This is a genomic window from Paenibacillus sp. J5, assembly GCF_054955055.1.
On sequence record NZ_JBUEDD010000018.1, the window covers coordinates 44,079 to 63,372 of the forward strand.

The window sequence follows — 19,294 nt, forward strand, 5'->3', positions numbered from 1 at the left end:
AAATGAAAAAAGCAGGCATACTAAACAGTCAGATTGCGGCCACACTAGCCAAGCTTGGACATACCGATACGATCGTCATTAGCGATTGCGGGCTGCCGATACCGGATTCTGTAAGGCGAATCGATCTGGCGCTAAGGCCGGGATTGCCGTCATTTATGGAGACACTGGAGGCCGTGCTCGCTGACATGGTGGTTGAAGGCGTGACCATCGCCAGCGAGATGGCGCAGCATAATCCCAAGCTGAGGAAAGAGACGGACATGCTGCTAGGGGGCATCCCGATACAGGAGACGAGCCACGAGCAGTTCAAGCAACTGACGCACACGGCCAAGGCGGTCATTCGCACGGGAGAAGCGACACCCTATGCCAATATCATCTTGCAGGCAGGCGTTATCTTCGGATAACCGGGACGAAGGAGGAGCGCAGATGGACTATATCGTTGAAATGAGCGGCATTCACAAATCCTTCTCCTCAGTACAAGTGCTGAAGGATGCCGCCTTCAGTCTGAAGCCGGGAGAGATTCATGCCCTCATGGGTGAGAATGGCGCTGGCAAGTCGACGCTGATGAAAATATTGACCGGCGTCTACAAGGCCGATGCCGGTACGGTCAAGGTCAAGGGGCGCGAGGTCGCCTTCGCCAATCCGACCGAGGCCGAGCAGAGCGGGGTTGCTATCATCCATCAGGAGCTGAACATTATTCCGAAGCTGACCGTAGCCGAGAACATGTTTCTTGGGCGGCAGCTCTCCTATGGCAGAACCGGCATTCTCCGCGACAAGGAGATGAAGCGCCGAACGAAGGAATATTTGCAGCGGCTGCATGTTGATCTGGACCCGGATGCGCCAGCGGACACGCTGTCAATCGGCCAGCAGCAGATGGTGGAGATCGCCAAGGCGCTGTCCAAGCAGGCCGAGGTGCTCATCATGGACGAGCCGACTGCCGCGCTGACCGACCGCGAGATTGAAGCGCTGTTCGGCATCATGGACAAGCTGCGCAGCGAGGGGGTCGGCATTGTCTACATCTCACACCGGATGGAGGAAATCTTCCGCATGTGCGACCGCATCTCCGTGCTGCGTGATGGCTCCTTCCTCGGTACGGAGCAGATTGCAGACACGAATGTCGACCGTATCGTGCGCCTTATGGTTGGACGTGAGATCGGTGACCGCTACCCGGAACGCAGCACCAGCATCGGTGGCGAGCGGCTGCGGGTGGAAGGGCTGGGCGATGGCAAGAAGCTGAATGACGTCTCCTTCTCGGTACGCGCTGGCGAGATTGTGGGGATTGCCGGACTGATGGGCGCTGGACGTACAGAAATGATGCGGCTGCTGTTTGGCGCAGACAGGAAGAAGTCAGGCCGGGTCATCATCGACGGCCAGGAGGCTCGCATCAGCGATCCCGCAAGCGCGATCCAGGCCGGGATTGTACTGGTGACCGAGGATCGCAAGCACCAGGGACTTATACTGGATATGTCGGTGAGAGAGAATCTGGCGATTACCAATTATGAGCAGATTGCGCGCTCTGGCGTCCTCTCGTCCGTCAAGGAGAACGAGCTGGCTGACCAGATGATTAAGCGCTTTAATATTCGGACACGAGATGCCGAGCAGATCGTCAAATCATTGAGCGGCGGCAACCAGCAGAAAATTGCTATCGGCAAATGGCTCGGTAAGCTGCCCAAGGTGCTCATCATGGATGAACCGACCCGCGGCGTCGATGTCGGCGCGAAGAAGGAAATCTACAGCATGATGAATGAGCTGAGCGAGCAGGGCGTGGCAATCATTATGGTATCCTCGGATCTGCCCGAGGTGCTGGGAGTTAGTGACCGTGTCCTTGTCGTCCATGAGGGACGCATCTCTGCTGAGCTGGGCAAGGAGCAGATGACACAAGAGACAATTATGCATGCCGCGACAGGAGGAAGCCGCCATGGCCATTAAGAACAGACAGCTCGCTTCGGCTTTGCAGAAGCTTGGTCCGCTCATTGGACTATGTATTATTATTCTCATTCTGATTATAGCCAGTCCGAACTTTTTAACCTTGACCAATATTCTCAACGTGTTTCGCCAAGTATCCATCAACGCGCTGATCGCATTCGGCATGACCTTCGTCATCCTGACAGGTGGCATTGATCTGTCTGTCGGGGCAACTCTGGCACTCTCCGGGGCGCTTACCGCCGGGATGATGGGCGCAGGCTTCGACCCGCTGACGGCTGTCATCATCGGATTAGGCGCTGGCGCTGTGATGGGCGCGGTCAACGGTCTCCTCATTACGAAGACGAACATCGCTCCATTCATCGCCACTCTGGCGACGATGACGATCTACCGGGGACTGGCGCTGGTCTACACCGATGGACGGCCGATTACCGGCTTGAGCAGCGAGTTCTTCACTATGATAGGCGGAGGCTATGTCTTCGGCGTCCCGGTGCCCGTCATTATCATGCTCGTCTTGTTCGCTGTACTGTACTTCATCCTGCGCAAGACAACCTTTGGGCGCAATGTATACGCTATCGGCGGCAACGAGGAGGCCTCTCGCCTCTCCGGTATTAAGACCGGACGCTTCAAAATCTATGTCTATACACTCACCGGCCTGCTGTCCGCACTGGCAGGCATCATCCTGACGTCGAGGCTGAACTCGGCGCAGGCCAATGCAGGTACAGGATATGAGCTGGATGCCATCGCTGCGGTTGTGCTTGGCGGCACCAGTCTATCCGGTGGACGAGGCTGGATCGTCGGCACCTTGGTCGGCGCCTTGATTATCGGCGTGCTGAACAACGGGCTGAACCTGATGGGCGTCTCCTCGTTCTATCAACAGGTAGTCAAAGGGTTGGTTATTCTGCTCGCCGTCTTGCTGGATCGCAAGAAAGCAAGCAGCTAATCATAAGCAATACGATTACTTCCATTCTACAGAAAAAGGTGGTCATTCCCATGAACAAAATGATGAAGCTTGCAGGTGTTGGCGTTATTGCCGCCATGATGTTGGCGGGCTGCTCCACAACTGCCCCTGGCAGCACGCCGAAGAGCGAGGCTCCCGCTGCGGGCAACGCCCAGCAAAAAGAAGGCATTAAGATTGGATTAGCCATCTCCACCCAGAGCAACCCGTTCTTTGTGACCTTGAAGGAAGGCGCGCAGCAGGCAGCAGCGGCAGGCACTGCCGAGCTCATCACTGTCGACGCACAGGATGATGCCGCCAAGCAGGCGTCCTCGATAGAGGATCTGATCCAACAGAAGGTGGATGTCATCATCATCAACCCGACCGATTCATCCGCCGTCGTGCCAGCGGTGGAGTCCGCGAATGCCGCGGGCATCCCCGTCATTACAGTAGACCGTACTTCGGATGGCGGTACGGTCGCCAGCCACATCGCCTCTGACAATAAGGCAGGCGGCGCACTGGCTGCCCAATACATCGCCGAGCAGCTTGGCGGCAGCGGCAATGTTGTAGAACTGGAGGGCATCCCAGGCTCGTCGGCTGCCCGCGAACGTGGCGCAGGCTTCAATGAAGAGATCGCCAAGTCGTCCGGCATTCAGATCGTAGCCAAGCAGCCAGCCGATTTCGACCGGGCCAAGGGTCTGACCGTCATGGAGAATATTCTGCAGGGCAACAAGGATATTCGTGCCGTCTTCGCCCACAATGATGAGATGGCACTCGGCGCGCTGAAGGCGATTGAGGCAGCGGGACTGAAGGACATCATCGTCGTCGGCTTTGATGCTACGGACGATGCTGTCAAGGAAGTGAATGCAGGAACGATGAGTGCCACGGTCGCGCAGAAGCCTGAACAAATGGGTGTGCTCGCCGTACAGACCGCGATTAAGCTCGCCAAAGGCGAGAGCGTCGAGGCCTCCATTCCTGTCGAGCTGGAGCTGATCAGCAAATAAGCGCAGACGGCTATCGCCGTCCTTGAAGGGCAAAGCTTTATTTCGCTTATACGTAGAGATAGAACACCTGTATGAGCACGAAAACGAACCGTTTCTATCTGTCCAGGTCATCACGGGGCGTCCAGCGCCCCGTCTTTTTTGCACCCCGAGGTCGTGTGGGGAAGATCAGCAGCCTTCCAAGCTCTTACTTGTGCCTTGTGAGAGATGGACGTAATATAGAAGCAATGATGCTGCTCGCGCGAAGCGGCCTGAAGACTTGAATGTGAAAGGAAAGAGCCAGATATGACAACAATTCGAGATGTCAGCAAGCTGGCTGGCGTATCCGTGGCTACGGTATCGCGATTGCTGAACCAGAGCGGCTATGTGAGCAAGGAGGCAGAGATTGCCATTATGGCTGCCGTGGAGAAGCTCAATTACAAGCCGAACACGATTGCCCGCAGTCTGGCAGGCAAGAAGACAGCCGCTGTTGCCCTGATGGTGCCAGACATCCTGAACCCGTTCTTCCCCGAGATTGCTCGGGCGGCAGAGGATGAAGCGGCAGCGCGGGGATACACACTGGTGCTATGCAATACGGACAACAATCCCGACAAGGAAAAAATGTATATTGAAGCGCTCATCAACAAACAGATCGATGGCATAATCATCTCCTCTTACACGATCTCGCCGGAGCAGATTGTCGCCTTGCAGAATCGCTCGATCCCGATTGTAGCGATCGACAAGCATTATCCCGGTTATCCGATCCTGTCGGTAACCGCAGCCAACCGCACAGGCGGTCAACTGGCGGTGCGGCATCTACTCAAGAGCGGCTGCCGCAAGGTGGCCCATATCTGCGGCCCCACGCATGTTCATGCCGCACATGAGCGGGCGCTGGCCTACGAGGACATCTGCTCGGAGCAGCCGTGGTACACGCCGAGCCTGACCGCCTTCGGACACTTCAATGTAGAGGGCGGCTATAGAGCCATGCACGAGCTATACCGCCAGCACCCGGATGTGGATGGGGTATTCGCAGGCAACGATCTGATGGCAGCAGGCGCACTCAAGGCACTGCATGAGCTGGACGTGGAGGTGCCGGGGCGGGTACGGCTGATCGGCTTCGACGGCATTCGGATGGACATGGTGTATCCTGAGCTGTCGACCGTCTCCCAGCAGATCTATTCGATTGGCAAGACAGCGATGGACTACCTCATCCGCCAGATCAACAATGAACCGATCGAGCGCAAAAATTATGAGCTCGAGGTCGAGCTGCTCATTAAGTCGACGACCTGACACCTGTGACCTCGAGTCTCACCCCGACAGAAAGACAGTCCTGTCCTCCTGAACAGGACTCCCCCTTCTTGCCTGATAACGATGCTGACGCTATCTGCGGGGCGTATTCTGCCTTGACATGCGCTGTATTCACACGGCAATAATGACTATCCTACAGGCTTCCTGGGATTCGTCATTATATTAGGAAAGCTGCAATCGTTCCATCGCTTCAACTTCTCATCGAATTTCAGAACCCCTTACTTTTGTATTTCGGAATGATGCCAAAGGACCATTGAATAACTTCAATATTAAGTTATTATTGTAAATAAAATGTCAAGGATTGATGTTATGGGAATCATTATTATCGTACTTCTGTTGGTCAATCTTGCAGTGTCCTTGTATATTAATTCTAAAATCCCACCCAAGGATTATATTAATGAAGCCTTAGAAAGAGATAAGAGAAATAAAGATAAGGCATAGAAGCGTTTGCGGAAAAGCGTTGCGCCTATTAGCGCAACGCTTTTCGAATCCATTTCACTTTATCTCCGTAGGGCGGGAACAACAGTTTAATATCGACCTTCGTACTCTTGGCCACAATGCTCTTGGTATGAGAGAACAGCTCGAAGCTATATTGGCCATGATAGGCGCCAATCCCGGCATTGCCCACCCCGCCGAACGGCAGGTTATGATTGGCGACATGCGTAATCGTATCGTTAATGCAGCCGCCGCCGAATGATACACGCTCCAGCACCTCATTCTGAACCTGCTTCTCCTCGGCAAATACATACAAGGCCAGCGGCTTCGGGCGGCTGTTGATCATTCGAATCGCTTCATCCAGTCGTTCATACGCCAGTACAGGTAGAATCGGGCCAAAGATCTCATCTAGCATGGCAGCGTCCGACCAGGATTCAGTAGCGAGCAATGTCGGCTCCATATACAGGTCTGCCCGATCGCTGCGTCCACCGTAGACAACACGTCCCCGGTCAGCTTCCAATATAGCGGCCAAGCGGTCGAATTGCCGTTCGTTAACGATACGCCCATAGTCCCCGCTCTTGCTCGCATCCGCACCGTAGAAGCTGACGATCGCCGCCTTGAGCTCCTCCATCAGTTCTTCCCGAATCTCCTGATGAGCCAGCACGTAGTCCGGGGCAATGCAGGTCTGCCCGGTATTGATCAGCTTGCCCCAGATGATCCGTCTGGCGGCAACCTCCAGGTTAGCCGTCTTGTCTACAATCACCGGACTTTTGCCACCCAGCTCCAGCGTGACGGGCACCAGATTTTTCGCCGCGGCTTCCATAACGATTCGGCCGACAGGGACACTCCCCGTGAAGAAGATATAGTCGAACGGCGCGTGAATCAGCGCCGAGGTCGTCTCGCGCTCTCCCTCAATGACGCGGATATACGCAGGGTCGAAGATCCCCTCGATCAGCTCGCGAACCACGGCGGCAACATGGGGCGTATGCTCCGACGGCTTGAGGACAACACTATTGCCAGCAGCTATTGCTCCGATCATCGGTTCAATGAGCAACTGAAACGGATAATTGAACGGCCCAATGATAAGCACGGTGCCGTAGGGTTCCTTATAGAGATAGCTTCTGGTGAACAAATGATAGAACGGCGTCGCAACCTTCTTCGGCCGCGCCCACTTGCCCAGATGCTTGCGCATGTAGCGGATGCTCTGCAGCGTGTAGCCGATCTCTGTCGCATACGCTTCAAACTCACTCTTGCGCAGATCCTTGTACAACGCCTCCATTATCTTTTGCTCATGCCGCCTTATACCCTCTGCCAGCTTGTCGAGCTGCGTGGCCCTGAAGTCGATGCTGCGTGTATACCCCGTATCGAATTGGTCGCGGTGCTCCTGCAGCAGTTGCTGCACCTGCTCGGTTGTCCATGGCTTCATGTCCTGCCTCCTTCATTTCATTGGAAGTGTAACGGCTGTCGCCGTCTAATATAAGTCATATAAGGCTACAAGCAGTCCCGCTCCAACGCCTCCAGCAGCCTGCGCAGCAGCCCGATCGAATGATGCATCGATAGCTCATAATAGCGCTGTGTTCCCACCTGCTCGACTGTAACTACATCTGCCTGTCTTAACAGCTTCAGATGATGGGACACCGCAGGCCGTGACAGCGGCAGTCGCTCAGTCAATTGATTGACCGTCATCCTGCCATTGTCGGACAAGAGCAGTAATATATCCTGACGATGTGGATCGCTCAATGTCTGCAATAGCGGCAGGCAGTCACGAAATATCTCCAACGCTTGTTTACCCATGACGTACTCTCCTTGCATTATGGTTAAATGTTTAAACATTTAAACCATTAAGTTATGTATTTATCATACTTGATGCTCTCGCACAAATCAAGCAACAGCAGCAGGCTACCCCGCTACCCTCTGTATAAGACTTCAATCATCGACAGGCACATACAACATACACATAGAGCAGACCCCCGGCGATAAGCTTATACCGCAAGAGAGCCCGCTCTATGAAGGGGGGAGAAATCTATCTTGTCGACCATGTAATGCTGTACTGGAGAATGTTATTCTTCTGATCTATAATCTTGCCTTCGATCAGCACCGACTCGGTATCGGACGAACTGACCAGTTCAATAACGGTGTCGCTGGAGCTATCTGCAATGGCATCATATCCCCGCTGCTGCAGATAGGCTGTATAGGTCTCAATCCAATGCTTCAAGCTCTCCTTGGTCTGCAGTGTGAAATAGACACTCTTGGTGTTGCCCGAAGCAGACTCGACCAGCTCGATCTTCTTGGTGTCTGCAGGCAATGGGAAATCGCTTGGCAGATGCTTCGGCCGCTGGAAGGCCGGAGTCGAGGTGGAGGGCTCGCCGCTGCCGGCTGAGCCAATCCAGATCTTGTTATTGGCCTGGTCATAGCGAATCGGCACATTGAGCGCATCGGATACCGCCCGCACAGGCAAATAGGTGGTATTGTTGTATGTGATCGGATAGAGCTCCTTGCCCTTGTCATCCACAGGCTGGAAGTCGACCTGATTGACAGCGATACCAATCTTGTTATTGAGGAACGCCTTGATCGCTGGAAGATTGCTGCCTGCATATACCCCTGTGGAGCCTGCCACAACCATGCCTAAAATTGAAGCGCTGATGAACCATCCTTTTTTGTTCAATGAATTGTCCTCCTTCATCATGATGTTCTCTATTATCAATCTTTTACACCCTATTCGCTACGATCAAACGGCCTAATCTCATCCACCTAAATAAATGAAGAAATGGTCACAAGCATAAACGGCCGCCGCCGTCCTTGACGGCTCAGCTTCACTCCGCATAGATATAGAAGACCTACCTAAAATATCAAAAAAAAACGGCCACTCTCCTTGAGAACAAGGACAATGGCCGCACTATACCTACACTACCGGCTGCGGCTCCAGGGTCGTTAGGCCCAAAGAGCGCGACGTTGCGTGGTGCAGCTCGCGAACAAGCTGCGGATTACTTACGAGTGAGGCGCCGTAGGACGGGATCATCTCCCGAATCTTCGGCTCCCAGGACTTCAGATGCTGCGGGAAGCAGCGCTGGATAACCTCCAGCATGACCGATACCGCAGTGGATGCGCCAGGGGAAGCGCCGAGCAGAGCAGCAATCGACCCGTCAGCGGCGCTGATGACCTCTGTGCCGAACTGCAGCGTGCCCTTACCAGCAGCAGTATCCTTAATAATCTGCACACGCTGACCCGCGACCAGCAGATCCCAGTCCTCGCTCTTGGCGTTCGGGATGAACTGACGCAGCTCCTCCATCCGCTGTTCCTTAGACAGCATCACCTGCTTGATCAGATACGTCGTCAGCGCCATGTTCTTCGCGCCTGCGGCCAGCATCGTCGTCAGGTTATGCGGCTTGACGGAGGTGACCAGATCCAGCATCGAGCCGGTCTTGAGGAACTTCGGCGAGAAGCCTGCGAACGGCCCGAACAGCAGCGATTCCTTGTTGTCGATCAGCCGCGTATCCAGATGCGGCACCGACATCGGCGGGGCACCAACAGCCGCCTTGCCATACACCTTGGCGTGATGCTGGGCGGCGATCTCCGGATTGCGGCACACCATAAATAGCCCGCTCACCGGAAACCCGCCAATTCCTTTTCCCTCAGGAATGCCGGACTTCTGCAGCAAATGCAGACTTCCTCCACCTCCGCCGATGAAGACGAATTTGGCTCTGTGGCGCTCGACAGCCCCGCTGTCCACGTTACGCACCTTCAGCTCCCACATGCCGTCACTCGTGCGTGTAATATCATCGATCTGGCGTTTATAGTTAATCTCTACCTTCTTCTTCTGCAGGTGAGAGAACATCATGCGTGTCAAAGCGCCGAAGTTGACATCCGTCCCAGATTCAATCCGGGTCGCTGCAATCGGCTTGCTCGCATCCCGATCCTTCATCATAAGCGGAATCCATTCCTTCAGCTTGGCTGGATCACTGGAGAACTCCATCCCCTCGAACAGCGGGTTGGCTGACATCGCCTCATGCCGTTTCTTCAGGAACTGCACATCCTGGTCGCCGAGCACAAAGCTCATATGCGGCACAGAGACGATAAAATCACGCGGATTGCGAATCAGCTTGCTGTCGACCAGATACGACCAGAACTGGCGAGACACCTGAAACTCCTCGTTGACCTTGATTGCCTTGCTGATGTCCACCGAGCCGTCCGGCTTCTGCACCGTGTAGTTCAGCTCGCATAACGAGGCGTGGCCGGTTCCGGCGTTATTCCATTCATTCGAGCTCTCTTCTCCTGCGCTTGCCAGCTTCTCGAATACCTTGATCTCCCAGCTTGGGGCAAGCTCCTTCAATAATGCTCCCAGTGTCGCGCTCATGATGCCTGCGCCAATCAGTATTACGTCTGTTGTGTTTTCTCGATTACCCATTTTAACCGTCCTTAACCCTTGAATTTGCCAAAAAGGTGCAGGCTCCTGCCTAGGCACCGCAACAAGCCAGGGCACGAATGTCGTCATACACCTTCTATAGGACCCATACTAGCAATGATAGCAACAAACAACGTGTGTCTAAACCTAGCAGATTCATATATCTACTATTATATGATAGTTGTATACGATTTAAAAGCAGGTAAATTCAGTGAGCTGCGGTGAGCTCACTCCACAGAAAGCGGCGTGAAGCCATAAGTTTTGCCTTAGAGAAAGTTTTTGTTGTATATGCAAAATAGAAGACGTATAATCATACTATGAGCTAGTGAGGCTCATTTGTTTTTTCGCCAGATGTTGACCTTGTGCAACTTAATGGCCTTAGACAAACATTCGGGAGGCAATAGCCATGAATTCTTTACCGATGATTCCGTTATCCGCATGCCACACCGGCCAACAGTTCATCATGAAGCGGTCGGATGTTCAAGGCGTGCTGCGCCGCAGGCTGCTTGACCTCGGCTTTGTGCCCGGCGCGGTTATCGAAGTACTGCAGAAGAGTCCGTTAGGCGATCCCGTCGCCTATCAGGTTCATCATACAACGATTGCATTACGACATGAGGAAGCTAGCCGGATATTCGGCTGCGTGAAGGGAGAGGAGGAGCCATGACCGCTTATCGCATCGCTCTCGCCGGCAACCCGAACACAGGCAAGAGCACACTGTTCAATGCCTTGACGGGTATGCGCCAGCATACCGGCAACTGGGCGGGCAAGACGGTGGCCCGCGCGGAGGGAATCTATGAATACGGTGGGGGCGTCTATCAGATGATTGACCTGCCCGGTACGTATTCGCTATTTACCAATTCCGTCGATGAAGAAGTTGCACGGGATTATATCCTGTTCGAACGACCGGATGTGACGGTCGTCGTGCTCGATGCGACCGCGCTGGAGCGCAATATGAATCTGGCGCTGCAGGTGATGGAGATGACCGATCAGGTTGTCGTATGCATCAATCTGATCGACGAAGCACGCAAGCTCGGGATCACAGTCGATACTCATAAGCTAGCTGGCAAGCTAGGCGTACCTGTGATCCCGATCTCGGCTCGGAAGAAGGAGGGGATCGGGGAGCTGCAGGCCGCGATACGTGATGTGGCTGCTGGCCGTGTGCGCCCCACGCCCAGACGCATCCAATACAGCGCTGACATCGAGCAGCAGATTGCCAAGCTGGAGCCGCAGGTTGTGAAGCTGCTCGGGGGCGACTATCCTGCACGGTGGATCGCGCTGCGTCTGCTCGATGGAGATGACAGCATCTGGCAGCACATGGAGACCAGAGTACAGCAGACACCAGCGCAGAAGGAGGAGAGCGCCCATGAGCCGACAGCACTTGGCCTATCATGATGCGATCGCGCTGCTCAAACAGCAGGCACAGACAGCGCTAGGCGGGGAGACGATACGCGACCAGCTCGTGACTGATCTCTATGTGAACGCCCAGGACATCTGCGCGGATGCCATTACCTATCAGAATCGGGATCGTCTGCGGCGCTCCTACGAGCTGGACCGTATCCTGACCTCCAAGCTATGGGGGTATCCGATCATGCTGGCGCTGCTGGGCATCGTATTCTGGCTGACCATCGCCGGCGCCAATGTCCCCTCTGCGATGCTGGCAAGCTTCTTCGGCTGGATCGAGGGGTACCTGACCTCATTCTTCCAGGCCGTCCACGCGCCGGACTGGCTGCATGGCCTGCTCGTGCTCGGACTGTTCCGGGGCACCGCATGGGTCATAAGCGTTATGCTTCCGCCGATGGCGATCTTCTTCCCGGTATTCGCACTGCTGGAGAACTTCGGGTATCTACCGCGGGTCGCGTTCAATATGGATCGCCTGTTCAAGCGCAGCGGCGGCCATGGCAAGCAGGCGCTGACGATGTCGATGGGCTTCGGCTGCAACGCAGCGGCCATCCTGTCGACGCGCATCATCGAGTCGCCGCGGGAGCGCATATTGGCGATCATAACCAATAATTTCGTCCCCTGCAATGGCCGGTGGCCGACGCTGATTCTGCTCTCGTCCCTGTTCATGACTGCAGGGGTTGCAGGCGGGCTGCATACAGCAGCGACGGCACTGGTGCTGATGGGATTCGTCCTGCTGGGCATCGTCGTCACCTTGACCGTATCCTGGGCACTGTCCCGCACCGCGCTGCGCGGCGTTCCCAGTCATTACACGCTGGAGCTGCCTCCGTACCGCAAGCCGGAGTTCGTGAAGACGGTTCTCATCGCCTCGCGGGACAAATCCTGGTCCGTACTCAAACGGGCGATCGTGGTCGCCGCCCCGGCAGGGGTGCTGACCTGGGTGCTCGGCAATATCTATGTCGGGGATGCCAGCGTGCTGCAGCACACGGCCGCCTGGTTCGACCCGTTCGCCAGGCTGCTCGGACTGGATGGCTACATTCTGATGGCCTTCATCCTCGGACTTCCGGCCAATGAGATCGTGCTGCCGATCCTGCTGATGGGCTACCTCTCGTCAGGGGCGCTGGTCGATGTCGACGGCATGACCAATCTGAAGAGCATCTTTCTGGATCACGGCTGGACGTGGCTGACTGCCCTGAACATGATGCTATTCTCGCTGCTGCACTACCCTTGCGGCACGACCCTGATCAACATCTTCAAGGAAACGCGCAGCCACCGCTGGACGCTGGTTGCCTTCCTTCTGCCGACTTCCATTGCTATATTCGTTACCTTCGCCGTAGCGCAGACCGCAAGGGCGCTGGGCTGGGTGTAATAATCGGTATCAAGCATGTCCTCATACTGAACTCCCGCAAGCGTGCTTCTGACGCATACGGGAGTTCTTTTCCTATTTACAGTAGTCACTCACGTACACTGCTATGACTGTTGTTTTACGGGAATCGCTGGTCTCCCCGCCAGGGATCGCCACACCCTCTGACGAAAATCTTTCAGACCATCAGCTCCCTGCGGGTTAACGAGCATGTCCATGCATAAATATACACTGCCTGGTGCAATCTAAACCGTCTCAGGACTCACCCACACCGCACATCGTCACAGTGACGATTCCCCTTCCTCGCCTAAGATACCGCATCATGATCATTCCTGAAATGCCCTATCCTTCACTATAGATTGTGCCCGTCCCTTTCTCGAGTTCATTATGAGCCATAATGCATGATCATTTATGCTCATTTATAAATATGGAATCGCTTTACAAAGAAATTATGATCGTATATAATCATAATCAATAATAAATGATCATTAATAGTCGCAAATGAGCATGCACTTTCTTGAATAGGGGAAGCCTCCCCACTCCCTTGTAGATTTAATGCTTCATGAGTGAATGAAAGGGGCACTGCAAATGCTATTTGAAGAAGAACGCAAGCGTAAAATTGCCGAATATGTACAGACTCGCAGCCGGGCCTCTGTCCCGGAGCTGGCCGCTCATTTCCAAGTGTCCGAGTCCACCGTGCGCCGTGATCTTCGCGATCTGGAGGGAGAGAAGCTGCTGCGGCGAACACATGGCGGGGCAGTGGCCCTGGAGCTGCAGGACAGCAGAGAGCCGTCCTTCGTGGAGAAGGAGGATCGGCTCTCTGAGCAGAAGGAGCTGGTCGCGGAAGCAGCGCTGAGCTTCATCCAGGAGGGGGACACCATCTTCCTCGATTCGGGCACCACAACCTATCGCCTGGCCAAACGGCTCAAGCGTCTGGGCAAGCTGACGGTCGTCACCAACTCGACGATGGTCATGCAAGAGCTCCACTCGTCGCCGATGATCGAGCTGGTCATGACCGGAGGGTCGCTACGACATGAGACACTCGCGATGGTAGGCCCGATCGCCGATCGGGCGATTGCCTCTGTCCGGGTCGAGAAGCTGTTCCTTGCCATCAATGGCATTGACCCCGAGAGTGGGCTGACGACGCCGAATCTGACTGAAGCGCAGACGAAGCGGATGATGATGGAATCAGCGAAGCAGGTCTATCTGTTAACCGATCACAGCAAGTACGGGAAGGTTGCTTTTGCCAAGGTAGCCGATCTGTCGGAGGTTCATCATATTATTGTTGACGATGGCATCTCCGCTCGCGCAGTGCAGGAGATGGAGTCCGAGGGAATACAAGTCACAATCGCAAAGGAACGAGGGCAATGAAACCTATAATAACCGTTACGATGAATCCCGCGCTGGACAAAACGGTGACGGTCGAGCAGTTTATCCCAGCCGGACTGAACCGGATTAAGACAGTACGAACCGATCCCGGGGGCAAAGGAATTAATGTAGCCAAAGTATTGAAGCAATTCGGCGCTCCGGTCAGCGCATGGGGCATTCAGGCCGGACATGAAGGCCGAATGCTGATGGAGATGCTGGAGGCGGCTCAGATTCCCGCACACTTCCTGGAGGCGGAAGGAAAGAGTCGCACCAATCTGAAGGTCGTCGACGAGGAGACACGGCAGACGACTGAGCTGAACGAACCAGGCGTTACCCCGAGCGAGTCGTTGCTGACTGAGCTGGTCAACCAACTCGATGCCAGCATGAGGAATACCTCGCTGCTTGTGCTGGCAGGCAGCCTGCCACCGGGAACGCCGCCGGACTTCTACGGACGGCTGATTGCCATCGCCAGCACGCATGGCGTGCCGACGATCCTCGATGCCGATGGCACAGCGCTCGCTGCGGGGCTGGAGGCGGTGCCCTATGCAGTGAAGCCGAACATTCACGAGCTGGAGGCGCTGCTAGGACGCACGCTAACTACGGATGAGCAAGTGATTGAGGCTGCGCGCGGCTTGCAGGCTGGGGGCATCAAGCTGGTCGCTGTCTCTATGGGAGCAGCAGGCTCGATCCTCGTTGGAGAGCAAGAGGTATACCGAGCCAGACCGTTCCCGATTACGCCGATGAGCACCGTCGGCGCAGGCGACTCGATGGTCGCGGCGATGGCCTACTGCCTGTCGCAAGGCAAGACGCTGGAGGAAACCGCGCGCTGGACGACAGCAGCAGGAACGGTCACCGCTTCTAAGCCCGGAACCGAAGTATGCTCGCTGGCTGAGGTTCAAGCGAAGCTGGCAGCCGTCTCGCTGGAGCATTTGTAGCGTCAAGGAAGTGGAGCCATCCACATCGTGTGTGCGACGAATGAAGAATAAACCATGAACATGGGAGGAAAATCAATGAAGAAGATTTTGGCGGTAACCGCGTGTCCAACCGGGGTTGCCCACACCTATATGGCAGCCGAATCTTTGCTCAAGGTCGCTAGAGAGCGGGAACTGGACTTCAAGGTCGAGACGCGCGGCGCAGTCGGCGTCGAGAACGAGCTGTCTCCACAGGAGATTGCTGAAGCTCACGCCATTATTGTAGCAGCGGATACAGATGTCAATGAAGCCCGCTTCGCCGGCAAGCCTGTCGTGCGGGTGCCGGTAGCCCAGGCGATCCGCAATGCGGCTGGATTGATCGATGAAGCGTTGGCGAAGGAGGCTGCGCCGTCGGAGGCCGCAGCAGCTTCAGCCGCGACGACCACGGCCAAGAGCAAGGAGCGCAAGGGACCCTACAAGCATCTGATGACCGGTGTATCGGCGATGCTTCCGCTCGTTGTGGCTGGCGGGCTGCTGATCGCCTTGTCCTTCACCTTCGGTATCGAAGCGTTCAAGGAGCAGGGCACGCTGGCAGCGGCGCTGATGAATATCGGCAGCGGCGCGGCGATGGCGCTCATGGTGCCGATACTTGCCGGCTTCATCGCCTTCTCCATCGCCGAGAAGCCAGGCATGGCGCCCGGACTAGTCGGCGGTATGCTGGCCTCGCAGATCGGCGCCGGATTCCTCGGCGGTATATTGGCAGGCTTCCTGGCCGGCTATGTCGCTCAAGCCTTGAAGACATACATCAAGCTTCCGCGCAACCTGGAGGGACTCAAGCCGATCCTTATCATCCCTCTGCTGGCTACCGGCGTGACCGGATTACTAATGGTGTATGTTATTGGCGAACCAGTAAAATATATTATGGACAGTCTGGCAAGCTGGCTGACCTCGATCGGCTCTGCCAATGCCATCTTCCTCGGCCTGCTGCTGGGTGCGATGATGGCCTTTGATATGGGCGGCCCCGTCAATAAGGCAGCCTATGCCTTCGCTGTCGGTCTGCTTGCAAGTGATGTGACCGGCCCGATGGCGGCTGTCATGGCTGCCGGCATGACCCCGCCGCTAGGTCTGTGGCTGGCAACACTGCTCGCGCCGAAGCAATTCACACGGGAGGAGAAGGACGCGGGCAAGTCAGCGGCGGTGCTCGGCATCTCCTTCATTACGGAGGGCGCTATTCCATTTGCTGCAAGTGATCCCTTCCGTGTCATCCCATCGATTATGACGGGAGCGGCGGTCACCGGAGCATTATCGATGCTGTTCGACGTCACACTAAAGGCGCCTCACGGCGGAATCTTCGTACTTGCCATTCCGAATGCAGTCAACCATGTGCTGATGTACGGTATCGCCATTCTCGTCGGTACGATCGTCACTGCCCTGATGCTTAAATTACTGAAGAAGCCCGTCGAAGGATAAAAGATACCCTCTAATCCGTAGGGCGGCTCCGCTCGCCAGACTACAGCCAGGGCTGGCAAGCGAGCCATATCCGCTTCGTTCGTATTAGTCATAGCATTGCCTTTCATTGATCACCCGGATACGATCTACAAACTTTGAAGGTTCACTATATTGCGCTCCACCGCGCAGACATCAGGAGGAATTGTATATGAATATTACGACCCTGTTAGACGACAAATCGATCTTCATCCCACTCGAAGCCACTACGAAAGCATCTGTTATGGAGGCAATGGTGGATGGCCTAGTTGCTGCCGGTGCTGTTAGCGACCGCAGCGCCTATCTGGAAGCACTCCATGCGCGCGAACAGAGCGGCTCAACAGGCATCGGCTTTAGCGTTGCCATCCCGCACGGCAAGTCGGCTGGCGTATCCAGACCGGCACTTGCCTTCGCCAAGCTCGCAGCTCCGGTCGACTGGGACTCGCTCGATGGCCAGCCTGTGCAGGTCGCCTTCATGATCGCTGTTCCCGAGGCCGCTGCCGGCAATGAGCATCTACAGATTCTGATTGGCATCTCGCGCAAGCTGATTGATGACCAATTCCGTTCGAAGCTGCTGTCAGTCACAAGCAAGGAGCAGTTGATCGAACTGCTAAGCGGCATTTAATCCAAGAACACGACAAGGAGGAACGATGCATGATTTCACAAGATACTGTAATCCGCAATGACAGCGGCTTTCATATTCGTCCGGCTCAGCTCTTCACCGAGAAGGCAACCGGCTTCAACTCGACCGTATCCATCATCGTCAAAGGCACAGACATCGATGTGGACGGCAAGAGCATCCTTGGACTGATGACTCTGGGCCTGTCCAAAGGCTCGGAGATTACGATCCGCACAGATGGACCAGATGAGCAGGAAGCGCTCACGGCTCTGGTTGCACTGGTAGAGAGCGGCTTTGGCGAGGCATAATGGTGAGCCACAGGAGGTGAGGTTATGAGTATGGAATCGAGATGGACCGCGCTTGGTGTATCCGACGGAGCGCGCATCGGGCGGGCATTCGTCTATAATCCGCTGCGGATTGAGGATGCGCAGGAGCGCAAGACAGAGCAGCCTGAGCAAGAGCTGGAGCTGCTGCGTCAGGCACGGCAACGATGCGCAGACGATCTGTCCGCACTGATCGAGCAGGCGACTGCCACACTGGGCGAGGAGAAGGCCGTTATCTTGAAAGGGCAGGCCAGCATGCTGAACGATCCTTCGTTCTACCCGCCGATGGAGCAAGCCATCCTGCAGGAGAAATGGGCGGCCGAGAGCGCAGTGCGGCTTGTCGTTCTGCGCACGGCAGCCATCTTCGAGAGCCTGGCAAGCGAGTATATGCGAGAGCGCGCGGCCGATGTCCGCGACATCGGCGGACGGCTGCTGCTGCATGTGACGGGTCAGGCCGGTCGGGGACTGGCGGACATTCAAGAGGAGGTCATCATCGTCGCCGATGACCTGACCCCATCGGATACGGTACAGCTCGACAAGCGACTGGTGCTGGGCTTTGTCACCCGCATCGGTGGCAAAACCTCGCATACAGCGATCCTCGCCAACTCGCTCGGCATCGCAGCGGTGCTGGGTGCCGGTGATAGCATCGACCGCATCGAGGATGGCGATTGGCTGGCCATCGATGGCGGCACCGGGGAGATCGTCATCCATCCAGGCGAGAGCACGGTAGCTGCCTATGAGGCGAAGCGCGCACATCAGGAGGAAGAGGCGGAGCTGCTCATGCAATACGCCGACGTTCCTGCTGTAACCGTGGACGGTCATCGCATCGAGATGGCCGCCAATATCGGCACGCCTGAGGAAGCGATTGGTCTGGTGGCCAAAGGGGCGGAAGCTGTCGGGCTGTACCGGACAGAATTTCTATTCATGAGCCGCAGTGAGATGCCGGACGAACAGACACAGTACGAGGCTTATCGCGCTGTCCTCGAAGCGATGGAGGGGCGCCCGGTCGTCATCCGCACACTGGATATAGGCGGTGATAAGGAGCTTCCTTATCTCGATCTGCCGCATGAGATGAATCCCTTCCTGGGCTACCGCGCCATCCGGCTCTGTCTTGACCGGACGGAGCTGCTGATCACGCAGCTCCGCGCCATCCTGCGTGCGAGCGCACATGGCACCGTAAAGATTATGTTCCCGATGATCTCGGGCATGCAGGAATGGCGTGCAGCCAAGGCAATCTATGATGAAGTGCGTGCCCAACTGCTTCAGGAGCAGGTGCCGATTGCAGAGCATGTAGAGGTTGGCATCATGGTGGAGATTCCATCGGCCGCCATTCAGGCCGATCGCTTCGCGCGCGAGGTTGATTTCTTCAGCATCGGGACGAATGATCTGGTGCAATATACCGTGGCAGTGGATCGGATGAATGAACAGGTCTCAGGCTTGTACGATTATTTCCATCCTGCAGTGCTGCGATTAATCCAGAACGTCATCCGCGCCTCGAAGGAGCACGGGAAATGGACGGGCATGTGCGGCAGTATGGCAGGTGACCCGCTGGCGGCTCCCTTGCTGATCGGGCTCGGCCTGCATGAATGGAGCATGTCCCCGTCAGCGCTGCAGAAGGTGAAGCATGCCGTCACTCAACTGAACCGCAGCGAATGCGAAGCGCTGACGGCGCGTGTACTGGAGCTGGACACTCCGCAGGAGGTGCGCGAGGCACTCACGGCGTTTCAGACGACTTCTTCAGCTCATACTGCCCCTGTTCATACGAACTGATGGGCAGCTAACACAGCATAGGGCGAAAGGGCGGTGAACGCTGCCCCTTGAGCGGGTTGGAGGACACGCCCTGAC

General features: G+C 55.9%; 18 protein-coding genes. 14 read left to right on the forward strand and 4 right to left on the reverse strand.

Annotation, left to right across the window (positions count from 1 at the left end):
- The first annotated feature begins 2 nt into the window (after window positions 1-2).
- The 5 genes from rbsD to ACY1JZ_RS24915 all read left to right on the forward strand — a co-directional run bounded on the left by rbsD (window position 3) and on the right by ACY1JZ_RS24915 (window position 5,127).
- Window positions 3-401 (forward strand): D-ribose pyranase, encoded by a 399-nt coding sequence (rbsD, locus tag ACY1JZ_RS24895; protein WP_462631444.1) that lies wholly within the window; start codon window positions 3-5, stop codon window positions 399-401.
- A gap of 22 nt (window positions 402-423) precedes the next feature.
- Window positions 424-1,926, forward strand: coding sequence for a sugar ABC transporter ATP-binding protein (locus ACY1JZ_RS24900; RefSeq protein WP_462631445.1), 1,503 nt, complete (start codon window positions 424-426; stop codon window positions 1,924-1,926).
- Window positions 1,916-2,863 (forward strand): ABC transporter permease, encoded by a 948-nt coding sequence (locus tag ACY1JZ_RS24905; RefSeq protein WP_462631446.1) that lies wholly within the window; start codon window positions 1,916-1,918, stop codon window positions 2,861-2,863. The genes ACY1JZ_RS24900 and ACY1JZ_RS24905 overlap by 11 nt, the downstream gene beginning before the upstream one ends.
- 50 nt (window positions 2,864-2,913) lie before the next feature.
- The gene (gene rbsB, locus ACY1JZ_RS24910) at window positions 2,914-3,861 is read left to right on the forward strand and encodes a ribose ABC transporter substrate-binding protein RbsB (protein ID WP_462631448.1); all 948 of its coding nucleotides are present in this window, start codon (window positions 2,914-2,916) and stop codon (window positions 3,859-3,861) included.
- A 282-nt stretch (window positions 3,862-4,143) separates the two neighbouring features.
- A complete protein-coding gene (locus tag ACY1JZ_RS24915; RefSeq protein WP_462631450.1) occupies window positions 4,144-5,127 on the forward strand; it encodes a LacI family DNA-binding transcriptional regulator in 984 nt (327 codons plus the stop codon).
- A 487-nt stretch (window positions 5,128-5,614) separates the two neighbouring features.
- Here the strand turns inward: ACY1JZ_RS24915 and ACY1JZ_RS24920 are convergent, their stop codons facing one another.
- The 4 genes from ACY1JZ_RS24920 to ACY1JZ_RS24935 all read right to left on the reverse strand — a co-directional run bounded on the left by ACY1JZ_RS24920 (window position 5,615) and on the right by ACY1JZ_RS24935 (window position 9,985).
- Window positions 5,615-7,006, reverse strand: a complete 1,392-nt coding sequence (locus ACY1JZ_RS24920) for an aldehyde dehydrogenase (protein ID WP_462631451.1) — start codon at window positions 7,004-7,006, stop codon at window positions 5,615-5,617.
- Between the two features lie 65 nt (window positions 7,007-7,071).
- Window positions 7,072-7,374 (reverse strand): ArsR/SmtB family transcription factor, encoded by a 303-nt coding sequence (locus tag ACY1JZ_RS24925; RefSeq protein WP_462631453.1) that lies wholly within the window; start codon window positions 7,372-7,374, stop codon window positions 7,072-7,074.
- Between the two features lie 229 nt (window positions 7,375-7,603).
- Window positions 7,604-8,245 (reverse strand): stalk domain-containing protein, encoded by a 642-nt coding sequence (locus ACY1JZ_RS24930; RefSeq protein WP_462631455.1) that lies wholly within the window; start codon window positions 8,243-8,245, stop codon window positions 7,604-7,606.
- A 237-nt stretch (window positions 8,246-8,482) separates the two neighbouring features.
- Window positions 8,483-9,985 (reverse strand): malate:quinone oxidoreductase, encoded by a 1,503-nt coding sequence (locus ACY1JZ_RS24935; protein WP_270166837.1) that lies wholly within the window; start codon window positions 9,983-9,985, stop codon window positions 8,483-8,485.
- Between the two features lie 403 nt (window positions 9,986-10,388).
- Between ACY1JZ_RS24935 and ACY1JZ_RS24940 the strand changes: the two genes are divergently transcribed.
- The 9 genes from ACY1JZ_RS24940 (at window position 10,389) to ptsP (ending at window position 19,219) form a co-directional block, all read left to right on the forward strand.
- Entirely contained in the window at window positions 10,389-10,646 is a 258-nt protein-coding gene (locus ACY1JZ_RS24940; RefSeq protein ID WP_270166839.1) for a FeoA family protein, read from the forward strand.
- Window positions 10,643-11,374: a FeoB small GTPase domain-containing protein gene (locus ACY1JZ_RS24945; RefSeq protein WP_462631457.1), complete on the forward strand. Its 732-nt coding sequence runs from the start codon at window positions 10,643-10,645 to the stop codon at window positions 11,372-11,374. Before ACY1JZ_RS24940 ends, ACY1JZ_RS24945 begins: the two co-directional genes overlap by 4 nt.
- Window positions 11,346-12,749, forward strand: coding sequence for a nucleoside recognition domain-containing protein (locus ACY1JZ_RS24950; RefSeq protein WP_270166841.1), 1,404 nt, complete (start codon window positions 11,346-11,348; stop codon window positions 12,747-12,749). The genes ACY1JZ_RS24945 and ACY1JZ_RS24950 overlap by 29 nt, the downstream gene beginning before the upstream one ends.
- Window positions 12,750-13,331: 582 nt before the next feature.
- Entirely contained in the window at window positions 13,332-14,114 is a 783-nt protein-coding gene (locus ACY1JZ_RS24955) for a DeoR/GlpR family DNA-binding transcription regulator (RefSeq protein ID WP_462631459.1), read from the forward strand.
- Entirely contained in the window at window positions 14,111-15,046 is a 936-nt protein-coding gene (pfkB, locus tag ACY1JZ_RS24960; RefSeq protein WP_462631461.1) for a 1-phosphofructokinase, read from the forward strand. The genes ACY1JZ_RS24955 and pfkB overlap by 4 nt, the downstream gene beginning before the upstream one ends.
- Before the next feature lie 75 nt (window positions 15,047-15,121).
- On the forward strand, window positions 15,122-16,492 hold the full coding sequence (locus tag ACY1JZ_RS24965) for a fructose-specific PTS transporter subunit EIIC (RefSeq protein ID WP_462631462.1): 1,371 nt from the start codon (window positions 15,122-15,124) through the stop codon (window positions 16,490-16,492).
- A 187-nt stretch (window positions 16,493-16,679) separates the two neighbouring features.
- Window positions 16,680-17,132, forward strand: coding sequence for a PTS sugar transporter subunit IIA (locus ACY1JZ_RS24970; protein WP_462631463.1), 453 nt, complete (start codon window positions 16,680-16,682; stop codon window positions 17,130-17,132).
- Window positions 17,133-17,161: 29 nt separating this feature from the next.
- Entirely contained in the window at window positions 17,162-17,434 is a 273-nt protein-coding gene (locus ACY1JZ_RS24975; protein ID WP_270166847.1) for an HPr family phosphocarrier protein, read from the forward strand.
- 24 nt (window positions 17,435-17,458) lie between these two features.
- Window positions 17,459-19,219, forward strand: a complete 1,761-nt coding sequence (ptsP, locus tag ACY1JZ_RS24980; RefSeq protein ID WP_462631465.1) for a phosphoenolpyruvate--protein phosphotransferase — start codon at window positions 17,459-17,461, stop codon at window positions 19,217-19,219.
- Window positions 19,220-19,294: the final 75 nt, after the last annotated feature.